Here is a 20,110-nt window from a genome sequence, read left to right on the forward strand (position 1 = left end):
GATCATGGCAGCACCACGCGCCGCCGCGGCGGCCCCGTCGCGGCCACGGGCGTCAGCCTTCGAGTACGTCTTTCCAGCCATTCGTGGCGTCCAGGCCGGACGCGAATACTACGTCACGATGTGCCCGCTGCGCCTCATTCCCCGACTGTTTGTCTTCGACGAGGAAGAACTGACTCCGGAGATGCGTGCGCAGCGGAGCCTCAACAAGGCACGCGTGCCGGAGATTGCTCGATACATCCTCGACAACCCCACGAGTTACATCTTTTCAGCCTTGACGGCATCGGTGAATGCCGACGTCCGCTTTGAACCCTTCGATGTTGACGGCGGTGGAGGCGAGCGACTTGGCTCGCTCACCATCCCGATGTCGGCCACCTTCGTCATCAACGACGGCCAGCACCGTCGGGCCGGTATCCAGCAGGCGCTTGTTGAGAATCCTGAGCTGGGTGATGAAAGTATTGCCATCGTCATGTTTCTGGACGTGGGGCTCAAGCGGTCGCAGCAGATGTTCGCTGACCTTAATCGGCACGCCATTCGACCGGCAAAGTCCATCGGAGTGCTGTACGACCACCGCGATGAGATGTCGGCCATCTCGCGTCTGGTCGTCTTTCAGTCGCCGCTCTTCAACGACCTGACCGAGACGGAGACCAGTAACCTCTCGACGCGGTCGCGCAAGCTGTTCACGCTATCGGCTTTCTACAACGCTAACCGGGCGCTACTAGACGGGCTGGAACTGCCCTCGCTGGAACGCCGCGTCGATCTCGCCACTGCCTACTGGGAAGTGGTTGCCGAACAATTCCCGGAATGGGCGATGGTGCACAGCCGCGAGCTCAGTGCCGGGGAGATCCGGCGCGACTTCATCCACAGTCACGGCATTGTCCTTCACGCTCTTGGCAATGTTGGTAACAGTCTGCTGCGCGCCAGCAAGAGCCGAGCTAACTGGGAGAAGCGGATCCGTGGCCTGCAACAGCTCGACTGGCACCGCGGCAGCACCACGTGGGAGGGCCGGGCCGTACTTGGCGGGAAGGTCTCGAAGAGCCGGGCCAACGTGCTCCTCACCACCGCTGCTATCCGCACTGCTTTAGGCATGCCGCTGCCGCCGGAGGAGCGGCGGGCCGAAGACGCTTTCCGCCGAGGAGAATCATGACCCGCAGCCTGCCCATCCGACCCCGTTCCGCCTTTGATGACAGCGGCTTCGCCGCCACGGTGGACAGCCTGGTCGCGCAGACGCAGCAGCTGTACCTCGCCGACAGCGTGCCGTGGGTCGTCGGCTACTCCGGTGGTAAGGACTCAACCGCCGTGCTGCAGCTGGTCTGGCTCGCCCTGGCCGGGCTGGCCCCGGAGCAGCGGACGAAGCCGGTGCACGTCATCAGCACGGACACCCTGGTCGAGAATCCGGTGGTTGCCGCCTGGGTGACGCACTCGCTCGACGTCATGGCCGAGGCAGCCCTCCGCGATGACTTGCCGCTGACGCCGCACCGCTTGACCCCGGCCGTCGCCGACACCTTTTGGGTCAACCTGATCGGCCGCGGCTACCCGGCCCCGCGCCCGAAATTCCGCTGGTGCACCGAGCGGCTAAAGATCAAGCCGTCGAACAGCTTCATCCGCGAGATGGTCCAGTCGCACGGCGAGGCGATTCTCGTGCTCGGCACCCGGAAGGCGGAGTCGGCCGGTCGCTCGCACCGTATGACGGCGCTGGAGTCGCGCCGTGTCCGCGACCTGCTGAGCCCCAATGACTCGCTGCCGAACTGTCTCGTTTACTCGCCGGTCGAGGACTGGTCGAACGATGACGTCTGGACCTTCTTGATGCAGGTGAAGAACTGTTGGGGTTATTCCAACAAGGAACTGCTCACGATGTACCAAGGGGCCTCGGCCGACGGCGAGTGCCCACTGGTGGTGGATTCCAGTACGCCGAGCTGCGGCGACAGCCGGTTTGGCTGCTGGACCTGCACGTTGGTCGATAAAGACAAGTCGATGTCGGCCATGATCCAGAACGACGAGGAGAAGGAGTGGATGCTGCCACTCCTTGAACTCCGCAACGAGCTCGATGTGGCGGATGACCGCCACTTGCGTGACTTCCGGCGGATGAACGGCTCGGTGCAGCTCTTCCACGACAAGCCGATTCCCGGCCCGTACACCCAGGCGTCCCGCGAACGCTGGCTGCAGCGGCTGCTGGAGGCACAGGCCTGGATCCGCGCGAACGGGCCGGAGTACGTGCGGCAGTTGGAGCTGGTAACGCTGGCCGAGCTGGAGGAAATTCGCCGGCTGTGGGTGGTGGAGAAGCACGAGTTCGAAGACCGGCTGCCCGCCATCTACGAGGCAGCAGTGGGAACGCCCTACCCCGGGCGACCGCTGGATGAGCACCTGCCGCTGGGTCCGGCCATGGTGGAGGTGCTGGAAGGTGTAGCCGGCGAGGACCGGCTGCACTTCGAGCTGGTGCGGGAGCTGCTGGACATCGAGCAGCGGCACCGGGCCCAGGCCCGCCGGTCGGGGCTGTTCGAGTCGCTTGAGAAGGCGCTACGTCGTGGCTTCTACGACGACGAGGCGGACGCGGGGGGGGGGGGGGGGCGGCGCCGGGGGCCCCGCGCCCCCCCCCCCCCCCCGCCCCCCCCCCCCCCCGCCCCCCCCCCCCCGCGGGGGCCCGCGGCCCGCGCCCCCCCCCGCCGGCCCCCCCCGCGGCGCCCCCCGCCCCCCCCCCCCCCCCCCCCCCCCCCCCCCCCCCCCCCCCCCAAGGCGGCCATGGAACGCCCGGACGATCAGGGCGATGAACCGGATCCACTCGACCTGGCCGACGGCTACGTTCGGCCGACCGCGCCGCAGGTCGCGCCGTGATCCTCGACGAGCTCGTCCTGCACAACGTCGGTACGTTCGCCGGCCGACATGCCATCGAGTTGACGCCACCGTCGAAGCACAAGCCGGTGGTCCTGATCGGTGGTCTCAACGGCGCTGGCAAAACGACGGTGCTCGAGGCCATTCATCTGGCCCTGTACGGGTCGCTCGCCCCGGTGTCCGGTCGCCGGACCGGCAGCTACGACAACTACCTGCGAAGCCTGATTCACCGGGGAGTGCCGCACACCGACGGCGCCGCCATTGAGCTGGCTTTCCATGCCCACCAGCAGGGCGCGGAACGGCACTACCGGATCCGGCGCAGCTGGAAGAGCACCGGCAAGTCGCTGCGCGAGATCCTGCTTGTCTCGGTTGATGGCCGGCACGACAGCGCGCTGACTGCGACGTGGAGCGACTACGTCGAGACGTTTCTGCCCCGGGGCATCGCCGGCCTGTTCTTCTTCGACGGCGAGCAAATCGAGGCACTGGCCGATATGGAGCGGTCGCGCGAGGTGCTGGCCTCGGCCTTGGCGGCCCTGCTCGGTCTCGACCTAGTCGACCGGTTGACGACCGATTTGGCAGTCGTCAAGCGGCGGCACCGTACGCAGCACGTGCCGGACGAGCTGAGGCAGGCCGTTGACGAACGGTGGCTGGCGGTCACCCATGCCCGGCAGGCCGAAGAGCGGGCGGTCGAAGCCGCCGCGGCAGCGCGGAGCGAAAGGGAGCAGGCCGACAAGCGGGCCTTCGAGCTGACCGAGCGCTACCGGGCGGCGGGCGGGGAACTGCTGGATCAGCGCGAAGTGGCCGAAGCGCGCGCCAGCCTGCTGCGCGCCCAGCTGACTTCGTATGAGGAGGAGCTGCGCGCCGAGTTGGCCGAGGCCGCTCCGCTGCTTCAGGTGAGCACACTACTGGCGCGGGTCGTGGCGCAAGCCCAGGCCGAGGCAACCGCTGCCCGCGAGCGCATCGTGACCGCCGCGGTGACCGAACGGGATGCCGTCGTACTGGCCCGCCTGCGGAACGACGTGGCCGAGAGCGCGGTGCGGTCGATCGAGCAGTACCTGGCCGCCGACCGCCAGGCCCGCGCCAACGCAGCCGACGTCATCAACGTCACGGGTCTCGGGGAAGCCGCTGCCGTCGAGCAGCTGGCCGCCGCTACCTTGCCGACAGCGCAGCGCCGACTCGCCAGCCTGGTGCGGCATCAGCGGGAGGTGCGGGCCGAGCTCGACCAGGCCGACCGGGTCGTTGTCGCCATCCCGGATGCCGAATCACTAGCGCCGCTGCTTCGAGCGCGCGACGCAGCCCAGGCTGATGCCACGCGGGCCGGCGCGCGGCTGGCGCAGCTGGAGGACCAGTTGGCCTTCCTGCGGCAGGAGCGCGCCCGCGTCGATGCCGCCTACGAAGCGGCGCTGACCAAGGCGACGCAGGCGGGGCTGGTCGCCGACGACGGGCGGCGGCTCGTCGATCACGTGGACCGCGTGCAGGCGACGCTTGAACGTTTGCGCGAGGCGGCGGTGCGCCGGCACCTCGACGGCATCGGGGATCTCATTCTTGAGGCGCTCGGCCGGTTGATGCGCAAGTCCGGTCTCATCACCCGTGTCGACATCGACGCCCGAACGCACACCGTTCAGCTGACGGGCGCCGACGGGCAGCGGTTGTTGGCCTATGAGTTGTCCGCTGGGGAACGGCAACTCCTGGCAGTCGCCTTGCTTTGGGGTCTGGCTCGAGCGGCCGGCCAGCCGCTGCCGGTGGTCATCGACACGCCACTGGGTCGGCTCGACGGCTCGCACCGCGCGCACCTGCTTGAGCGCTACTTCCCTTACGCCAGCCACCAGGTGATCCTGCTGTCGACGGACACCGAGATCGACGAGGCCGCCTACGCACGACTGGCTCGACATATTGGCCGTAGCTACCGGCTGCTGTTCGATTCGGGGACTAACGCGACCACCGTCGAGTCCGGCTACTTCTGGGAGTGAGTTTCGTGGCCCTTGAACACATTCGCTTGTCTCAGACGGCCCGCGACCAGCTCATCACGCTGAAGCGCCGGACGGGTATCACGCATTGGAACGTGCTCTGCCGTTGGGCGCTGTGCCGGTCGCTGGCTGAGCCGACGGTGCCGCCCGCGACCAAGCTGGCGTTCGACAGCAACGTCGAGATGACCTGGCGGGTGTTCGCCGGCGAGTACGGCGATGCCCTCTGGGCGCTCCTCCGCTATCGCTGCCATATCGATGGCCTCGGCTTGGATGAGGAGACAGTGGCGCAGCAGTTTAGGCTTCATCTGCACCGCGGCATCGGCTACCTGGTCGGCGATCCGCGGGTGACCGATGCGGCCGGGTTGGCCAGTGTGGCCCTGATTGAGGCGCCAGCCGCATGATGCCGGCGGTCGCCCGCCACCGGACAGCCATGGCCCGCGGTCGGCTGTCCCGCCCGCTGGCGACCGCCCTGGCTGACGAGCTGCTTGACCCGTCGCTCAGCGTCTTCGACTACGGCAGCGGGCGCGGTGACGACCTGCGACACCTGCAGGTGGCCGGCTACCGCGCCGAGGGCTGGGATCCGGTCCACCGGCCGGCGAGTGACCGGGCGTCAGCGGATGTCGTCAACCTCGGTTATGTCGTCAATGTCATCGAGGATCAGGCGGAGCGCGCCAGCTGTCTCCGAAGCGCCTGGTCGCTCACGCAGCGGGTGCTCATCGTCAGCGCCCGGATGCGCTGGGATGCTCGGGATTTGGTTGGGCGGCCGCTTGGGGACGGGCTGCTAACCCGGACCGGCACTTTCCAGAAGTTTTTCGAGCAGTCCGAGTTGGCGCGCTGGATTCAGGACGTCCTTGGCGTGGCGCCGCTCGCCGCCGCGCCGGGCATCTTCTACGTGTTCCGCGAACCGGCCGACGCCCAGGGTTTCTTGGCAACTCGGGTGCGTACGTACCGGCCGCGGCTCGAGGTCGATCCCCATGCCGTCTACGAAGCCCAGCGGGAGCGGCTGGCACCGCTACTAGCCTTCATGACGACCCATGCCCGGCCCCCGCGAGCGGGCGAACTCGCGGAGGGCGACGCCGCTGGCGTTCAGGACGCATGCGGCAGCCTCGGTCGGGCGGTGCGTCTGCTCCAACAGGTGACAAGTGCCGAATTCTGGCAGCAAGTGACGATTCAGCGGCGGGCCGAACTGCTCATCTACATCGCCCTATCCCGCTTTGGGCGGCGGCCCCGCTTCGGCCAGCTGCCGCTCACCCTTGCTACGGACATCCGCACGCTGTTCGGCACGTACCAGGACGCCTGCGCGCAGGCGGATCGGCTGCTGCTGGCGTGCGGCGATCCGGCGATCGTGCTGGTTGCGGCACGTAGTACCCGCGTCGGCAAGCAGACCCCGAGTGCGCTCTATATACACCGCGACGCACTTCGGCACCTGCCGCCGGTGCTGCAGGTCTATGAGGGCTGTGCCCGCGTGCTCGCCGGGACCGTCGAGGATGCCAACCTGATCAAGCTGTCGGTGACGCAGCCCCAAGTGTCCTTCCTGTCGTACCCGACGTTCGAGCGGGACGCTCACCCGACGCTGGCCATAGCCGTGACGGTCAATCTCTGGAAGCTGACCGTTGACTGGCGGGACTACCGCCAGGTCACCAATCCGCCGCTACTGCACCGCAAGGAGGAGTTTGTCTCGCCGGACGACCCTCGCCGCGAGCTTTATGCCCGCTTGTCCAAGGCGGAGCACCGCAAAGGTCTCTACGCCGATCCCGCACGCATCGGCGCGCGAGCCGGCTGGGAGGCGGTGCTGGCGCAGGCCGGGGTTACCGTGAAAGGCCATCGGTTGGTGCGTCGGCGCCCTTGATGGCGCAGCGGTAGAGCTTGCCCTCGGCGGTTGGGTGCTCGTGACCTGGGCCTGGACCTGGTGCGGGCGCTGGGCGGTGAGGTTCCGTTGCACATGATGGTCGTGCACCGCCGGGCCAGGAATCTTGCCCGTATCTCGGCGACCCTGCGCACGGTGGTCGACCGCAGCTTTGCTGCAAGCCGAGCCGCCAGGCGCGCCGTTCGCCAGCTACGGCGACAGCGACTTCGTCGATGAAGGGCCGGCAGCCGCAAGCTGAGTTGTCGTCATGGGCGTCGATGCCGCATTGGTTAGGCATGCCGTCCTCACGATCGCGCCAGCGCACTGGAGCGGCCAGCCAGGCGTCGTAGTAGGCCTGGGGCGATGGACCCGGGACCCCGCAGGTCGGCCGCAGCGGGTGAGGCGGCAGCCGTGAATTAGGCCGCGTCTTGACGGAGGCTCTCGCTCTCCATCTCAACCAGCCGCTTCTTGCGGCGCAGCTGCGCCAGCTCGTTCCGCCCGGCGCTGCTACGCCCAGCGACGACGCCACCGTTGATGTCGGCCTGGCGCACGGCGTACCAACTACACCGAGATGTCGAAGTCGGCAGCGACCTCAGCCGGACCCAGGTCATCGCGGCGATCGTCCCGGACGACACGACGCTTGATATCCGGCGGGCAACCTCTTGGACACAGCGACAGCGCCTCTGCCAGAGAAGATCCCGCCGAGTGAGTGTCAACCGAAAGAGCAGCAGCCCCGGTCAGCCCTCCGCCCCCAGCTCAGGCAGTCCCTCCCACTTCGCAGCGGTCCCGGCGCGCCAACCGCGCCCCATCTGCGAGTTCTGTCCCCGTCCCCACATAGGATCGGCCCGCTTCGAGCGGACGCCGATGCCGGTTGTGCACATGATCAGGGAGAGTCGATGCCCAAGCGCACGTACAGTGCCGTCCGACTGCGGCAAACCACTGAGTCGGGCGATCTTGTCCTCTTTGCCGCGCCGGCCACCGACATCGACGAGTGGTCGGGCGTCCCCCAGCGTGAGCGCCTCGGGTCGAACACTGAAGCGATCGGCTTTCAGCGTGAGGAGAGTCCCAAGCGGCTCGAGGAGCTTGCCGCCTTTTTTAGTAACAAGAATAACGTTATCCAAAACCCGCTGCTTTGTGCGAGTCGAGACTCGAGTCGTGTCACGTTCGAGACGACTACTGACGACTCTGGTACCTCAGTTGGGTTGCTTACTGTCGAATGGGAAGATCTGACAGTACTGCCACTTGTTGAATTGTTGCGACGAGTGCGCGCCGCTCTTGAGCAGCGACTGCCCGACCTCGCCAGTGTGAGAATCGATGATGCGAAGGTTGCTCGTCTTAAAGAGCGCGCGAATCTGAGTCACGGTGTTGTGACTGCACCGGCTGGGGTCGATGATCATGACGATGACGGAGCGTCTCTCCCTACTGAGTCTTCGGATGGTGGCGAGGCGGAGCAGCCCGCGACGTCTGTGCTCTTCTCGGGGGAAACGCACATTGCAGACTTCTGGGAGGAGGTAGCGGCACGCATACAGCTGTTGGAGGAGTCGGGTAGCGCCTTCGACGATGATGATTTTCTTGGCTTCTCGAAGGAGGCAATGATCTCCTACCTCCAACCAGTAGTAGTAGTGGACGGCCAGCACCGACTTCGCGGTGCGATGTTGGCTGCCGAGCAGGCAGTAAACTCCGAGGCGTTGCAGCCTGAGGTTGAGGCTGCGATTAATGCCGAACGGGATGTCGATGAAGTTGTTGACGAACTGCGACGACGGGAAGCGCGTCTGTTACCAGTTTCGATGCTGATGGAGTCTTCTCCTGCCGAGCATGTCTTCCAGTTCGTCGTGGTCAACCAGAAGGCCACGCCAATCAAGCCAGCCCTGCTGGGAACAATCGTCGCAACAAGTCTGTCGGCGGAAGAGCTCGAACGAGTCTCCGAACGGCTTGAGTCGGCAGGAATTCCGCTTGAAGATTCTCAAGCTATCGCATACCTAACGCGGCATCCTGACAGTCCCTTCAGAGATCTTGTCGAGAAGGGTCTCGCCAACGAGGGGCGTCCGGACCTGCTTCAGTGGAATGTGCTCGGGTCCCTTGTTAAGATCTTCAGAGAGTTGAAGGGGGGGCGCCTATTTGGCGAAAAGAATGACTACGCTGACAAATGGCGCCGGAGCCAGCTCGATGCGTCCGGGATTGTTGCTGGCGCCCCGGATGGGCAGTCCAAACTTGAGTACTGGAGTCGTCAAGACGGGCCATGGCGCGAAGTCTTCATCGCCTTCTGGACGGCCGTGCGAGATCGACTGGCGACAACCGACGACAAGGATGCGGGAAACTACTGGGGGTCGCCCAGGTCGTCTAATCTCTTCAACAAGATCAGTCTAACAATACTTGCAGCTGATTTTTTCCAGTACATGACCGATACTAAGCGCAGCATTAATGACCTCGAAGACGTCACGAAGTGGGTGAACGAGTGGCTCGAGGAAGTCAAAACGTCGTACTTCTCGCGCGACTGGAAGCTCGCTGGAGTCAAGAAGGATGCTCCTGGTACGCGAGCGCAGTGGGCCTACTTGTGGGTGCAGTACCGAAAGGATCCTCAGCAGCTGCCTGATCTTCGCACCTTCCGGCACCAGAAGGCGAGTTAGTCACCTCGTGGACCGCGCGCTCGGCGACTTTATTGAGTCGGCGCTGGAGACGGATTCATTGGTATGGGATGAGGGTGGTGTTCGAGATCTCGCTGCAAAAATCGCGCCAGCGAGCCTAGGCGGGGTAACCGACTGGTTGTTGCGCGGCGATGTAAATCACCTGTGGGCTCGTTGGTTTCTCGAAGGGCTCGCTGATCCTCTGCCCTATCTGGAGGGCGGTCAGCAGTATGCGCACCTCTATAAGCGCGTGAGTGACGCGCTGGCAGTCGATGCGGGTCAATTGCCAGCCGACGAGCGAGTCCAACTCGCGAGTCGGTTCGCAAAACTACTCTGGCGACAGATCGACCGGCTAAAAGTGGGTCGACGCGTCGTTGCCGACCGAGAAACTCGGCTCTTCCTTTGGGAGCTCTACCCTCGGTGCTGGGTGTGCGGTGCCGAGTTTAGTGCCTGGGCTCGCGCGGCATTTCTTGGCGAGGGAAGCGACGCGGAGCCGTGGATTCCGCCGTTCGTCGATTTTTACAAGTCTCGCGGCGTCAAGCTTTTTGACCTCCGTATCGAGGTTGAACATGTAGTGGCGCATTCCTCGGGCGGGTCTAGCTTCTTGCACAACTTGCGTCTTGCCTGCGGGTGGTGCAATCGGGCGAAGTCGAGCCGCGCCCTCTTGTACGACGCTGAGGGAACCCCGCGGATTCGTAAACACCCGACGCTCGGTTGGGTCAGTGTGCCTCAGCCGTTTTGGGTTGTTCGGTTCCTGGCGATGCGGGGGCGGTGTGAGCACCCAAGCGGCTGCGCCGCTAGGACGTCCTCCGACGAGCTCACGGTTGCGCCACGACACATTCACGGCGCTCCGAATCCCGCCAACTTAATGGTGGTCTGTCGGGACCATGACCCTTTACGGGATGTTCGTCTTGTTGCGTCTAAGCAGCTCATGCCTCGCTGAAACAGCGAGTGGAACCGAATGTCGCTCCTTGAACTTCGCTTCCAAAGAACGTTTGCGTGCCTCGCGGTGGTGGTGACCGTTGGGGACGTGATCGAGGATTTCGTCCCTGACCGGATGTGAGGAGGGCTTCGCTCCAGTGCTGCCTCCGGTCAGGCCCGCCCATAGCAGCATCCCGGTCGCCGGGCGGTCAATTATGAGGCCGCGCTCGGCTGCACCGTGTTCGCGCTCCTGACTGGCATCGGCTGTGGTGATCGGCCCTCTCGCTGGTTTCTGCGCAGAGGCTGCTTGTTGGCGGGAAGCGCAGGATCGCGTCTGAGGCCGTCGTTTGAGCCGCCCTGCAGAGCAGCTGCTGCCTCATCTGCGAGTCCGCGGCGAGCTGAGCCCGGACGTCTGTGCATCGGCGGCTTACTCGTGAGCGTAAGTAAAGGGTGCTCACGTCAGTCCGTCCCGGCCGCCTTTGCCCGAGCTGGCTGAAAGCACCACCTCATTTGCGACGGCGCCGTTCTGCCGCCGGCAGTCAGCTCTCGCCAGCGGCAACCCTAACGACGTCGCGCCGCTGCTTCGGTTGACGCCATCCTGCCAATTCGCAGCCTTGTCGATCGACCGCGGCTATGACTCGAAGTTTACCGCCGGCCGCTTCGCGACCGCTGCCTCCCCCTGCCGTGCGCCCGCCGCAGCATGCCGCACGTCGTTGGGCTTGGCAGACAATGCTGACTCGGTCAGCGGGGCTTCGCCTGGCCCCACGCGTCCGGCCAGGTTGCGCAGCGGGTATGAGCGTTGCGCCGCCTCATGGGGCTCTGTCAACTGGCGTGTGTGGGTCGGCATCGAAAGTCCACTCTGATGTGAGCTCTCGAGCGACGACGGCTCCGGAGGGGCCTGGCAAGAACGGTATTACTGTGGATTGCGGCCCTGTAGGCGGAATAGCCTGCAGAAACTTTGAGGTCGAATCGCTTGGCCTGGTGTCAGGAGTTCTCCGTCGCAGCCTCGATGAGGCCCTGCAAGACGCAGGATCAAGGTTGAAGCCTCTGCGTCTTGTCGGTGGCGATCAGACAGGCAAGTGTGGCGGTACGCAGGTTGCCCAAGCAGACAGCAAAGTGTGCCTGATAGACGCCTTCGTCACGCCGATAAAATAGGCGAGCGGTAGCTGCTGCGCCGCCGCCCGCAACACCCGGTTGCTCGAGTGCTGGGGTCAGTGTCGCGATAGGGCACATGACGAGGCCGAAGGACGCGACACTGTGCTCGTGAGGCGTCAGCTAGTGCGCTGCGGTGAAGGTGGTCCGGTGCGGCAGGGCATCTTGAGCTCAGCGGGCATCCGGCGGCCGGTCGCCACTACTGGCTTCCTTGGTCGGCCAGCGAACCGTGACACTGTCCGCGCCTGCAGCGCCCAAAGTGGCGCGGGAAATTCCGAGACAGCGCTGTCCGTGCGAGCCTTAGAGGGCTCTCTGAACGCCGCACCACGGGGGACCGCTTGCTGCACTTTGCCCTGCCTGCCGCCGTTCGACCGACGCGGGAGCGCTGAGCCGTGTACCGCCTCGACGGACGGCTGGTCCTCAGCCCTAGCGACCTGACCCGGCACCAGGAGTGCCATCACCTCACGACGCTCAACCTCGCGGTGGCCGGCGGGAACCTGCAGCCGCTCGCCGCGGGCCCCGGTGACCAGACGATGGTCGTCGCCGACCTCGGCATCGCCCACGAGCTGCGCTACCTGGAGTCGCTGGAGGAGCAGGGGCTGAACGTCGTCCGCCTCCAGGGGCAGCGCACCGAGGCCGCCACGCTCGAGGCGATGCGGGCCGGCGTGGACGTCGTCCACCAGGCAACGCTCTTCGACGGCACCTGGGGCGGCCAGGCCGACTTCCTCCTGAAGACCCCCACGCCGTCCGACCTCGGGGACTGGTCCTACGAGGTCGCCGACGCAAAACTCGCCCGCCGGATCAAGGTGCCGGCGCTGCTGCAGATGGCCACCTACGCCGACCGGCTCGCCACCCTGCAGGGCCGCGAGGCCGAGCGGATCTGCGTCATCACCGGCGACGGCGAGTCCCGTCCCTGGCGGCTGGTCGATGTCGCCGCCTACGCCCGCCGTGCCCGCGCCCGGCTCGAGGGCTTCGTCGCCTCGCCGTCCACCACCGGGCCCGTCCCCATCGCGCACTGCGACCGCTGCTCCTGGCAGCCGCGCTGCGCCGACGAGCTGCGCACCGCCGACGACCTCAGCCTCGTCGCCGGCATGCGCCGCGACCACCGCGCCGCCCTGCGCGAGGCCGGCGTCGCCACCCTGGAGCAGCTCGCGCACGCCGACGACGACACCCTCAAGGCCACCGGCATCAGCCGCGGGACCCGCGAGCGGCTGCGCGACCAGGCCCGCGAGCAGCTCCGCGGCCGCCAGGCCGGCGCCCCCACCCGCACCCTGCTCGACCCGACGCCCATGCAGGGCCTGCTCCGGTTGCCTGCGCCCAGCCCCGGCGACCTCTACCTCGACTTCGAGGGCGACCCGCTCTCCGGCGACGGCGCCGGCCTGGAGTACCTCGCCGGCCTCGGCGACCGCACGGGCGCCTTCACCGCGCTGTGGGCGCACGACGCTGTCGAGGAACGCCGGATGGTGGCCGACCTCGTCGACCGAGTGATCGCGGCCTGGCGAGAAGACCCCGGCATGCACGTCTACCACTACGCCGCCTACGAGGTCAGTGCGCTCAAGCGGCTCACCGGCCGGTACGGCGTCCGCGAGGCGGAGCTCGACCAGCTGCTGCGCGCCGAGCGGTTCGTCGACCTCTATCCCGTCGTCCGCCAGGGAATGCGGATCAGCAAGGAGTCCTACTCAATCAAGAAGGTCGAGGCGTTCTACGGGCGCGAGCACACCGGCGACGTCGCCGACGCGATGTCCAGCGTCGTCGAGTACGAGAAGTGGCTCGCCGACCGCGACCCGGCCCGGCTGCAGGCCATCGAGGACTACAACAAGGACGACGTCGACTCCACCCGCGAGCTGCACGACTGGCTGGAGACCCAGCGCGCCGAGCTGGCGGCCGAGCACGGCGAGCTGCCCCGCCCGATGCTGTCCGAGCTCGACGCCCCCGCCCCGCGGTCGGACGCCGAGGTCGCCGAGCTCGCCCTGGTCGACCGGCTGCAGACCGCCGGCCACGCACTGCTGGGCGACCTCGTGCAGTGGCACCGCCGCGAGGCCCGGCCCGGCTGGTGGGAGTTCCTCAGCCGCGGCGAGCTGGAGGACGAGCAGCTCGTCGAGGACCGGACGGCGCTCGGCGGGCTGAGCCCCGCCGTCGAGATCGGCGCCGAGAAGCGCAGCAAGCTCTACGCGCTGACCTTTCCGGCGCAGGACACCAAACTCTCGGTCGGGTCGAAGGCGTTCGACGTCGACACCCGGGCGCGGGTCGGCGAGGTCCGCGAGATCAACCCGGTCGCCGGGCGGGTGGTCGTCAAGAGCACCAAGGAGCCGTCCGCCCGCGGGCTCGGACCCGAAGGTCCGCTGGACGACAAGCCGATGCGCGAGTCGATCGCCGCCACCGCCGACGACGTCCTCGCCGGCCGGCCGTGCCTGCCGCAGGCCCTGCTCGACCGGGTCGTCCCCGCCGACTGCCGCCGGCTGCCGGGGGAGGAGGCGGGCGACGCCGTCGTCCGGCTGGGTGCGGCGCTCGACGGGCAGGTGCTCGCCGTGCAGGGGCCGCCGGGCAGCGGCAAGACGCGGGCGGCGTCCCGGCTGATCCGCGAGCTGCTCGACGCGGGCAAGAAGGTCGGCGTCACGGCGACCTCGCACGCGGTGATCGGCAACGTGCTGCGCGCCGTCGGCCGGCCGGCGCTGCAGAAGTGCGACGAGCACCAGGCCTGCGGGGCGCCGGGCGTGGAGTGGTCGAAGGACTCCGCGGACGTCGCGTCCCGGCTGCTCGACGGCTCGGCGACGCTGGTCGGCGGGACGTCGTGGTTCTGGTGCCGGCCGGACCTCGCCGAGGCCGTCGACGTGCTGGTCATCGACGAGGCCGGGCAGTTCTCGCTGGCCAACGCCGTCGCCGTCGCGCGATCGGCGACGTCGCTCGTGCTCCTCGGCGACCCGCAGCAGCTGGCCCAGCCGACGCAGGCCGTGCACCCGGGGCAGTCGGGGCTGTCGGCGCTGGAGCACCTGCTGGAGGGGCACCCGACCGTGCCGCCCGGGCGAGGGGTCTTCCTCGACCGCACCTACCGGATGCACCCGGCGCTGACCGCGTTCGTCTCCGACCTGGCGTACGAGGGGCGGCTGGAGTCGGCGGCCGGTCGCGAGCGGATCGCCGTCGACGGCTGGGCGAGTGGTCTCGCCGTCCGGTTCGTCGAGCACACGCGGCCGGCAGCGGCGGCGTCGGACGACGAGGCCGAGGCCGTCGCGGAGCTGTGGCGTTCGCTGCAGGGCACCGGATGGGTCGACGCGGAAGGCGCGACGTCGCGGATCGGGCCGGACGACGTGCTCGTCGTCGCGCCGTACAACAACCAGGTGGCGCGCATCCGCGGGCTGCTGCCCGACGGTGCCCGGGTCGGGACCGTGGACAAGTTCCAGGGGCAGGAGGCGCCGGTCGTCGTCTACTCGATGACCTCGACCAGCGCCGAGGACGCCCCGCGCGGCGTCTCGTTCCTCTACGACCTGAACCGGCTCAACGTCGCCGTCTCACGCGCCAAGGCGCTGGCGGTCGTGGTGATGAGCGAGGAGCTGCTGGACGCCGCAGTGCGGACGCCGGAGCAGCTGCGGCAGGTCAACGCGCTGTGTCGACTCGTCGAGATGGCGACCGTCGTCGGGTGAGCTGGATGCCCGACGAGGCCGGCGCCGGCGTTGGTGCTCCTCACGGGCGTCACCTCCGCGGGGTGCGGCGGGCGCACACGCGTTCCGATCGCGCGTCTCATCTCCTCGGGTGACGGCGGTCGACGAGCAGGGATCAGCGACCGGTCCGGACATTAGCGTCTCGGAACGTCGTCATCCCGCTATGTCTGGCGCGAGGAACCCATGGACATCGAGTACGTCGCAACGCCGCCGCCGCAGCAGCTCGGCTACGCGCGTCCACCCGCGGCGCAGCCTGCCCCCAGCGGGGGTGCGCGCCGGTTCGGTCTCGTCGTCGGTCTGGTGGCGGTACTGGTCGTCGGCGGAGCGATCGGCCTCTTCTCCGCGCTGATGGGTCCCACGGTGATCGACGGCTCCGCGACCGCTCCGCCCGTCGAGTACCGAGAGCTGACCATCGAGCTCGACCTCTACGACACGTCGTCCTACAACTACTCCACCTGTGCGGGCGGCGACGGCGGCTACAGCGACATCAACCCCGGCATGCCGTTCACGGTCCGCGATCAGACGGGCGAGGTGGTCGCGTCGACGTTCCTGCCGTCGACCGGCAGGGCGCACGCCGGCGGCCACGGCTGTACGTGGTCGATGACGGTGGACGTCCCGGCGCACATCCGCCACGTCGTCATCACCGGCGGCTCGCGCGGCGAGATCACCTACAGCCGGGACGATCTCGCCGCCAACGACTGGGTCGCGCCGCTGTCCATCGGCGACTGACTCGTGAACCGGCCGCTCCGGCGGCCGGATGGTCGCGGGTTCGTGGTCCAGGCGTGCCCGGTCGCCCGAGCGGGTGACGGCGACCGGCAGCCGGGCCCGTTCCTGTCGGGGGCCGCTGCCAGTCTCTGCCTCCGCCGTCGCAGGGACGGCGAGGAGCACGGGGAGCGGCATGAGCCAGTCGGTGGGGATCCAGGCCGGGCGGATCTGCCCGCAGTGCGGGCGCGAGGAGTCGGTCCCGATCGTCTGGGGGCTGCCCGCGGGCGACACCTTCGACCTGGCGGAGCAGGGCCTGGTCGCGCTCGGCGGGTGCGTGCGCGACCCCGAGGGCGACCCGGTGCTCGAGTGCCGGTCCTGCGGGCTCGCCTGGGGCCGCGAGGGCGACCCGACCGCCGACGAGGAGGCCCTCGCCGACCTGCTCCGCGCCGGCTGGCCCGAGGTGCTCCGGGCACTCGGCGCCGGCTGGCGGCGGGAGGACGCCGGCCCGGACACCGGCCTGCAGTGGTTCGCGAGCGGGGAGCCGGCGCAGCTGTCGATCGGGGTCGACGGCACCGGGTTCGTGCTCGCCCGCCCGATGGCGAACTGGGCGCCCCGGCAGGACGTGTACCCGCCCGACGGCCGCCGCTTCACCCGCGAGGACCTCCGCTGGTTCCCCGCGGAGGTCGCCCAGGCCGCGGAGGCCATCGCCGCGCACCGGCGTCGCTCGTTCCGCTGGTGCCGCGTCTGCCGCCGTCCGGCCGCCCCGGAGGCCTTCAGCAACTCACGGATGACCTGCACGACCTGCCTCGACGCCTACGAGCGCTTCGCGCACTAGCCACCCGAGCAGGGACCTTCGTACCTGGTGCGCGAGGCCCGGCCGTTCCTACGGTCACGGGACATGACTGCGCTGAGCGCACCTCTGATCGTGGCGGTCGACGACGACCCCGCGCTGCGGGCCGACGTCGAGCGGGAGCTGAGCAACCGCTACGCCGCCGACTACCGCGTCCGCTGCTTCGCCACGGCGGACGAGGCGCTCGCCGCGCTCGCCGACCTGGCCGGTACCGGTGACGACGTCGCCCTGGTCCTGGCGAGCGAGGAGTCGTCGGGGCTGGACCTGCTCGCGGCGGTGCGTCCGCTGTTCCCGCACGCCCAGCGCGCGCTGCTGATCAGCTGGAGCCGTCTCGGCGTCGCGGAGACCGGGGACGTCATCTTCGAGGCGATCGCCCGCGGCCGCATCGACCAGTACCTCGTGCGCCCCGCGCCCCCGCCCGACGAGGAGTTCCACCACTCCGTGTCCGGCTTCCTGATGCTGTGGGCCGAGGCGAAGCGTCGGGCGCCCCACACGATCGAGGTGGTGGGCGAGACGTGGTCCGGGCGGGCGTACGAGCTGCGCGACGTCCTCGGCCGCTGCGTCCTCCCGCACCGGTTCCACCTCGCCGGCTCCGACGAGGGCAGGGCCATCCTCGCGGGCACGGGCCCGGACCGGAGGCTCCCGATGCTCGTCCTGCCCGACGGCCGGGTCATGGAGGACCCCACCGACGCCGACATCGCCAATGGCACCGGCCGGACGCTCGACCCCTCCGGTGAGCGGTTCGACCTGGTCATCGTCGGATGCGGGCCGGCGGGCCTGTCCGGCGGTGTCTACGGCGCCTCCGAAGGGCTGCGCACCCTCGTCATCGATCAGGGAGCCATCGGCGGACAGGCCTCGACGAGCTCGTCGATCCGCAACTACCTCGGCTTCCCCCGCGGTCTGAGCGGAGCCGACCTCGCCCGTCGGGCGTTCCAGCAGGCGTGGGTGTTCGGCGCCCGGTACGCCTTCATGCAACGGGTCACCTCCCTGACCCGCGAGCGCGACGGGGTCGTCCTGGCCCTGGACACCGGGGGAGTGGTGTCGGCCGGCGCCGTCGTCCTCGCGACGGGGGCCAGCTACCGGCTGCTCGGCGTCGAGTCGCTCGAGGCGCTGCGGGGGGCCGGCGTCTTCTACGGCGCGGCCATGTCCGAGGCGCCCCTCGTGTCCGGCGAGGAGGTCTACATCGTCGGCGGCGCGAACTCCGCCGGCCAGGCCGCGATCCACCTGGCCCGCTACGCGAAACGGGTCACGCTCGTGGTGCGCGCCGCGTCGCTCACCGCCGCGATGTCGCACTACCTGGTCCACCAGATCGAGGAGACGTCGAACATCGACGTCCGCACCGGCACCGAGGTCGTGGACGGCGCCGGCGACCGGTGGCTGGAGCAGCTGGTCCTGCGCGACCGCGCGACCGGCGAGCGGGAGACCGTCAGCGCCTACGGGCTCTTCCTGATGATCGGCGCCCAGCCGCACAGTGCGTGGCTGCCGCCCACCATCGAGCGGGACGAGAGCGGCTTCGTCCTCACCGGCGCCGACATCAGCGACGACGCCCGCCGTGCCTTCGGCCGGCCGCCCATGCCGCTGGAGACCAGCCTGCCGGGCGTGCTCGCGGTCGGCGACGTCCGCCACGGCTCGGTCAAGCGCGTGGCCTCGGCGGTGGGGGAGGGCTCGATCGCCATCCAGTTCGTGCATCGCCTGCTCGCGCTGTAGAGGCCGCCGCCGACGACGCGGCCGCCGCCCGTCCCGTCAGTCGTCGTCGGAATCTGCGTCGGGCTGGATCGGCGGGGCTGGGGACACGTATCCCTTGTCCTTGCCCTCCATCCAGCAGATGACGTCGTACACCCGCAACACCGAGACGTCGTCGCCGATGCCGGCCTCGGTCCGCAGCCGTTCCAATCGCCGGCTGAGGCGGCCCTCGTCGGCTCGGAGTGCCGCCCGCAGCGGCTCCCACTGCGGATCCGCTGGTCCGACGCCGGTCACCGCACCGATGACCGAGTCGTAGATCGGGAAGAGGCGCGGACGCTTGCGGGCGCAGAGCTTGCTCGCCTTCGTGCGTCCGACGCCGTCCAACCGCCGCAGTTCCATCTCCAGGCGCCAGGCCGGGTGCTCACTCGTTCCCGGCTCGTTCTCCAGGGAGAGGTCGCGGTCGGGGCCCACTGCTCGCAGCATCGCGTCGAAGTGCTCCGCCTCGGTCTGCAGGATCGCGCGGGCAGCCATCGCCGGGATGTACACCGAGAGGAAGCTGACCGCGATCAGGTCGTCGGCGCTGAACCGGTCCGGGTCCTGCTCTCTGCCCCAGGCGTTGAAGTAGGAGCCGGTGTAGGCGCCGCGGCCCCCGGTCCCGTAGTAGGTCCGCAGAGAACGCAGGGCGCGAGAGTCGTCATCGCCGCACAGCGAGTCGGGGAGGCGGTAGGTCACCCTCGCAGGCTGCCGCACCGCTGCCTTCGTGAGATCGAAGGCGCGCGGCGGCAGTTCCATCGACCGGTCGTACCTGCTCCGGCTCCATCGATCCTCACGCGCAACACCACGAGGCCGTTGGACTCGGATGGGCGGAGGGGCCTCGTCAGATCAGTCCGCCGTCCCGCCGCGCCCGTATGGCCACGGGACGACTGATCGCTGCTGTGTCGGCGAGAGAGCCTGTGAAACGGCTGGGAAACGAGGCGACCCTGCGGACGGTTGGGGCCAGACGGTTCCGGTACCGGCGCGTCACACGCGTGCTGGTCCGTGCCGGCGTCTCATCCTGGTCGCGCTGACAGAACGTCCCGCCACCCGGATCCCTCCGGCGGAAGAGGACGAACTGCGCGCAGGCACTGAGGTGGCCATCGGCGACGTCAGGGCCCACGGGGGACAGGCGCTGAATGCCGATGCGGCGAGGCGTCTCACCGTCGTGCGTCCTCGTCGACCCGGCTCCTCACGGCTGGGCGTGCAGACGACACGAGGAGGAACGACATGGCTTACGTGGACACCGAGACGGCCCCGCCCGCCAAGAAGAAGAAGCACATCTTCCGGTGGGTGTTCCTGGCGATCCAGGCGCTGTTCCTCATCTGGATCATCGGCGGCGTGGGGAACGTCTCCGACAACTGCGACGGAGAGGTCGGTACCGCTCTCGACGCCTGCCAGGCGGGCACCGCCGTCGGCGCCGGGATCGGCGTCGCGATGATCGTGTTTCTGTGGGTCGCGGTGGACGTCATCCTCGGCATCACCTACCTGATCGTCCGCAAGAAGCGCTGATCCGCTGACGCACGAAGCCCCCCGGCCGACGGCTGGGGGGCTTCGTCGTGTGCAGGGCTGGCCGGGTGTCAGCTGCCGGTCCGCGCCGCGGCGCCGGGCTACGTACCCTGGGCGCAGACGACCAGGGGAGGACCCATCGTGGCGAGGCACCTGAACGACGAGACGGCCGAGTTCAAGATGCCCCGGCCGGGGCGGCACGCGGCCGAGGACGACGAGACCCCCGGCGACGACGTGCCGGCCCCCGAGGCCACCCAGCGCTTCGACCCCGGCTTCCGCGACCGGCCCCGCCCCGCGCCGCCGGCCCCCGAGTCCCGCTAGCGGCCGGCGGCGCGCAG

Annotated in this window: 14 protein-coding genes; 13 read left to right on the forward strand and 1 reads right to left on the reverse strand. The window is 68.6% G+C overall.

What is annotated here, in order from left to right; genetic code table 11:
* Positions 1–4: 4 nt before the first annotated feature.
* The 11 genes from dndB to ACI781_RS14635 all read left to right on the forward strand — a co-directional run bounded on the left by dndB (position 5) and on the right by ACI781_RS14635 (position 18,254).
* Complete coding sequence (gene dndB / locus ACI781_RS14585) at positions 5–1,144, forward strand: DNA sulfur modification protein DndB (protein ID WP_456566833.1); 1,140 nt, start codon at positions 5–7, stop codon at positions 1,142–1,144.
* The gene (gene dndC, locus ACI781_RS14590; RefSeq protein ID WP_456566834.1) at positions 1,141–2,829 is read left to right on the forward strand and encodes a DNA phosphorothioation system sulfurtransferase DndC; all 1,689 of its coding nucleotides are present in this window, start codon (positions 1,141–1,143) and stop codon (positions 2,827–2,829) included. Before dndB ends, dndC begins: the two co-directional genes overlap by 4 nt.
* The gene (gene dndD / locus ACI781_RS14595) at positions 2,826–4,796 is read left to right on the forward strand and encodes a DNA sulfur modification protein DndD (RefSeq protein ID WP_456566835.1); all 1,971 of its coding nucleotides are present in this window, start codon (positions 2,826–2,828) and stop codon (positions 4,794–4,796) included. The genes dndC and dndD overlap by 4 nt, the downstream gene beginning before the upstream one ends.
* Positions 4,793–5,194, forward strand: coding sequence for a DNA sulfur modification protein DndE (gene dndE / locus ACI781_RS14600; RefSeq protein ID WP_456566836.1), 402 nt, complete (start codon positions 4,793–4,795; stop codon positions 5,192–5,194). The genes dndD and dndE overlap by 4 nt, the downstream gene beginning before the upstream one ends.
* Positions 5,191–6,642 (forward strand): DNA phosphorothioation-associated putative methyltransferase, encoded by a 1,452-nt coding sequence (locus ACI781_RS14605; RefSeq protein WP_456566837.1) that lies wholly within the window; start codon positions 5,191–5,193, stop codon positions 6,640–6,642. Before dndE ends, ACI781_RS14605 begins: the two co-directional genes overlap by 4 nt.
* Positions 6,643–7,535: 893 nt before the next feature.
* Entirely contained in the window at positions 7,536–9,266 is a 1,731-nt protein-coding gene (locus tag ACI781_RS14610) for a hypothetical protein (protein ID WP_456566838.1), read from the forward strand.
* Positions 9,160–10,206, forward strand: a complete 1,047-nt coding sequence (locus ACI781_RS14615; protein WP_456566839.1) for an HNH endonuclease — start codon at positions 9,160–9,162, stop codon at positions 10,204–10,206. The genes ACI781_RS14610 and ACI781_RS14615 overlap by 107 nt, the downstream gene beginning before the upstream one ends.
* A gap of 1,522 nt (positions 10,207–11,728) precedes the next feature.
* Positions 11,729–14,974, forward strand: coding sequence for a TM0106 family RecB-like putative nuclease (locus ACI781_RS14620; RefSeq protein WP_456566840.1), 3,246 nt, complete (start codon positions 11,729–11,731; stop codon positions 14,972–14,974).
* A 201-nt stretch (positions 14,975–15,175) separates the two neighbouring features.
* A complete protein-coding gene (locus tag ACI781_RS14625) occupies positions 15,176–15,721 on the forward strand; it encodes a hypothetical protein (protein ID WP_456566841.1) in 546 nt (181 codons plus the stop codon).
* A 169-nt stretch (positions 15,722–15,890) separates the two neighbouring features.
* Positions 15,891–16,532 (forward strand): hypothetical protein, encoded by a 642-nt coding sequence (locus ACI781_RS14630; RefSeq protein ID WP_456566842.1) that lies wholly within the window; start codon positions 15,891–15,893, stop codon positions 16,530–16,532.
* A 63-nt stretch (positions 16,533–16,595) separates the two neighbouring features.
* Positions 16,596–18,254 carry an FAD-dependent oxidoreductase gene (locus ACI781_RS14635; RefSeq protein WP_456566843.1) on the forward strand — a complete coding sequence of 553 codons (1,659 nt, stop codon included), beginning with the start codon at positions 16,596–16,598 and terminating at the stop codon, positions 18,252–18,254.
* Between the two features lie 36 nt (positions 18,255–18,290).
* Here ACI781_RS14635 and ACI781_RS14640 read toward each other — a convergent pair whose 3' ends face one another.
* On the reverse strand, positions 18,291–19,022 hold the full coding sequence (locus ACI781_RS14640) for a DUF6308 family protein (RefSeq protein ID WP_456566844.1): 732 nt from the start codon (positions 19,020–19,022) through the stop codon (positions 18,291–18,293).
* Positions 19,023–19,493: 471 nt separating this feature from the next.
* Between ACI781_RS14640 and ACI781_RS14645 the strand changes: the two genes are divergently transcribed.
* Both ACI781_RS14645 and ACI781_RS14650 read left to right on the forward strand, forming a co-directional pair.
* Positions 19,494–19,775 (forward strand): hypothetical protein, encoded by a 282-nt coding sequence (locus tag ACI781_RS14645; RefSeq protein ID WP_456566845.1) that lies wholly within the window; start codon positions 19,494–19,496, stop codon positions 19,773–19,775.
* 138 nt (positions 19,776–19,913) lie between these two features.
* Positions 19,914–20,093: a hypothetical protein gene (locus ACI781_RS14650; protein WP_456566846.1), complete on the forward strand. Its 180-nt coding sequence runs from the start codon at positions 19,914–19,916 to the stop codon at positions 20,091–20,093.
* Positions 20,094–20,110: the final 17 nt, after the last annotated feature.

The organism is Blastococcus sp. SYSU D00695 (assembly GCF_054050555.1).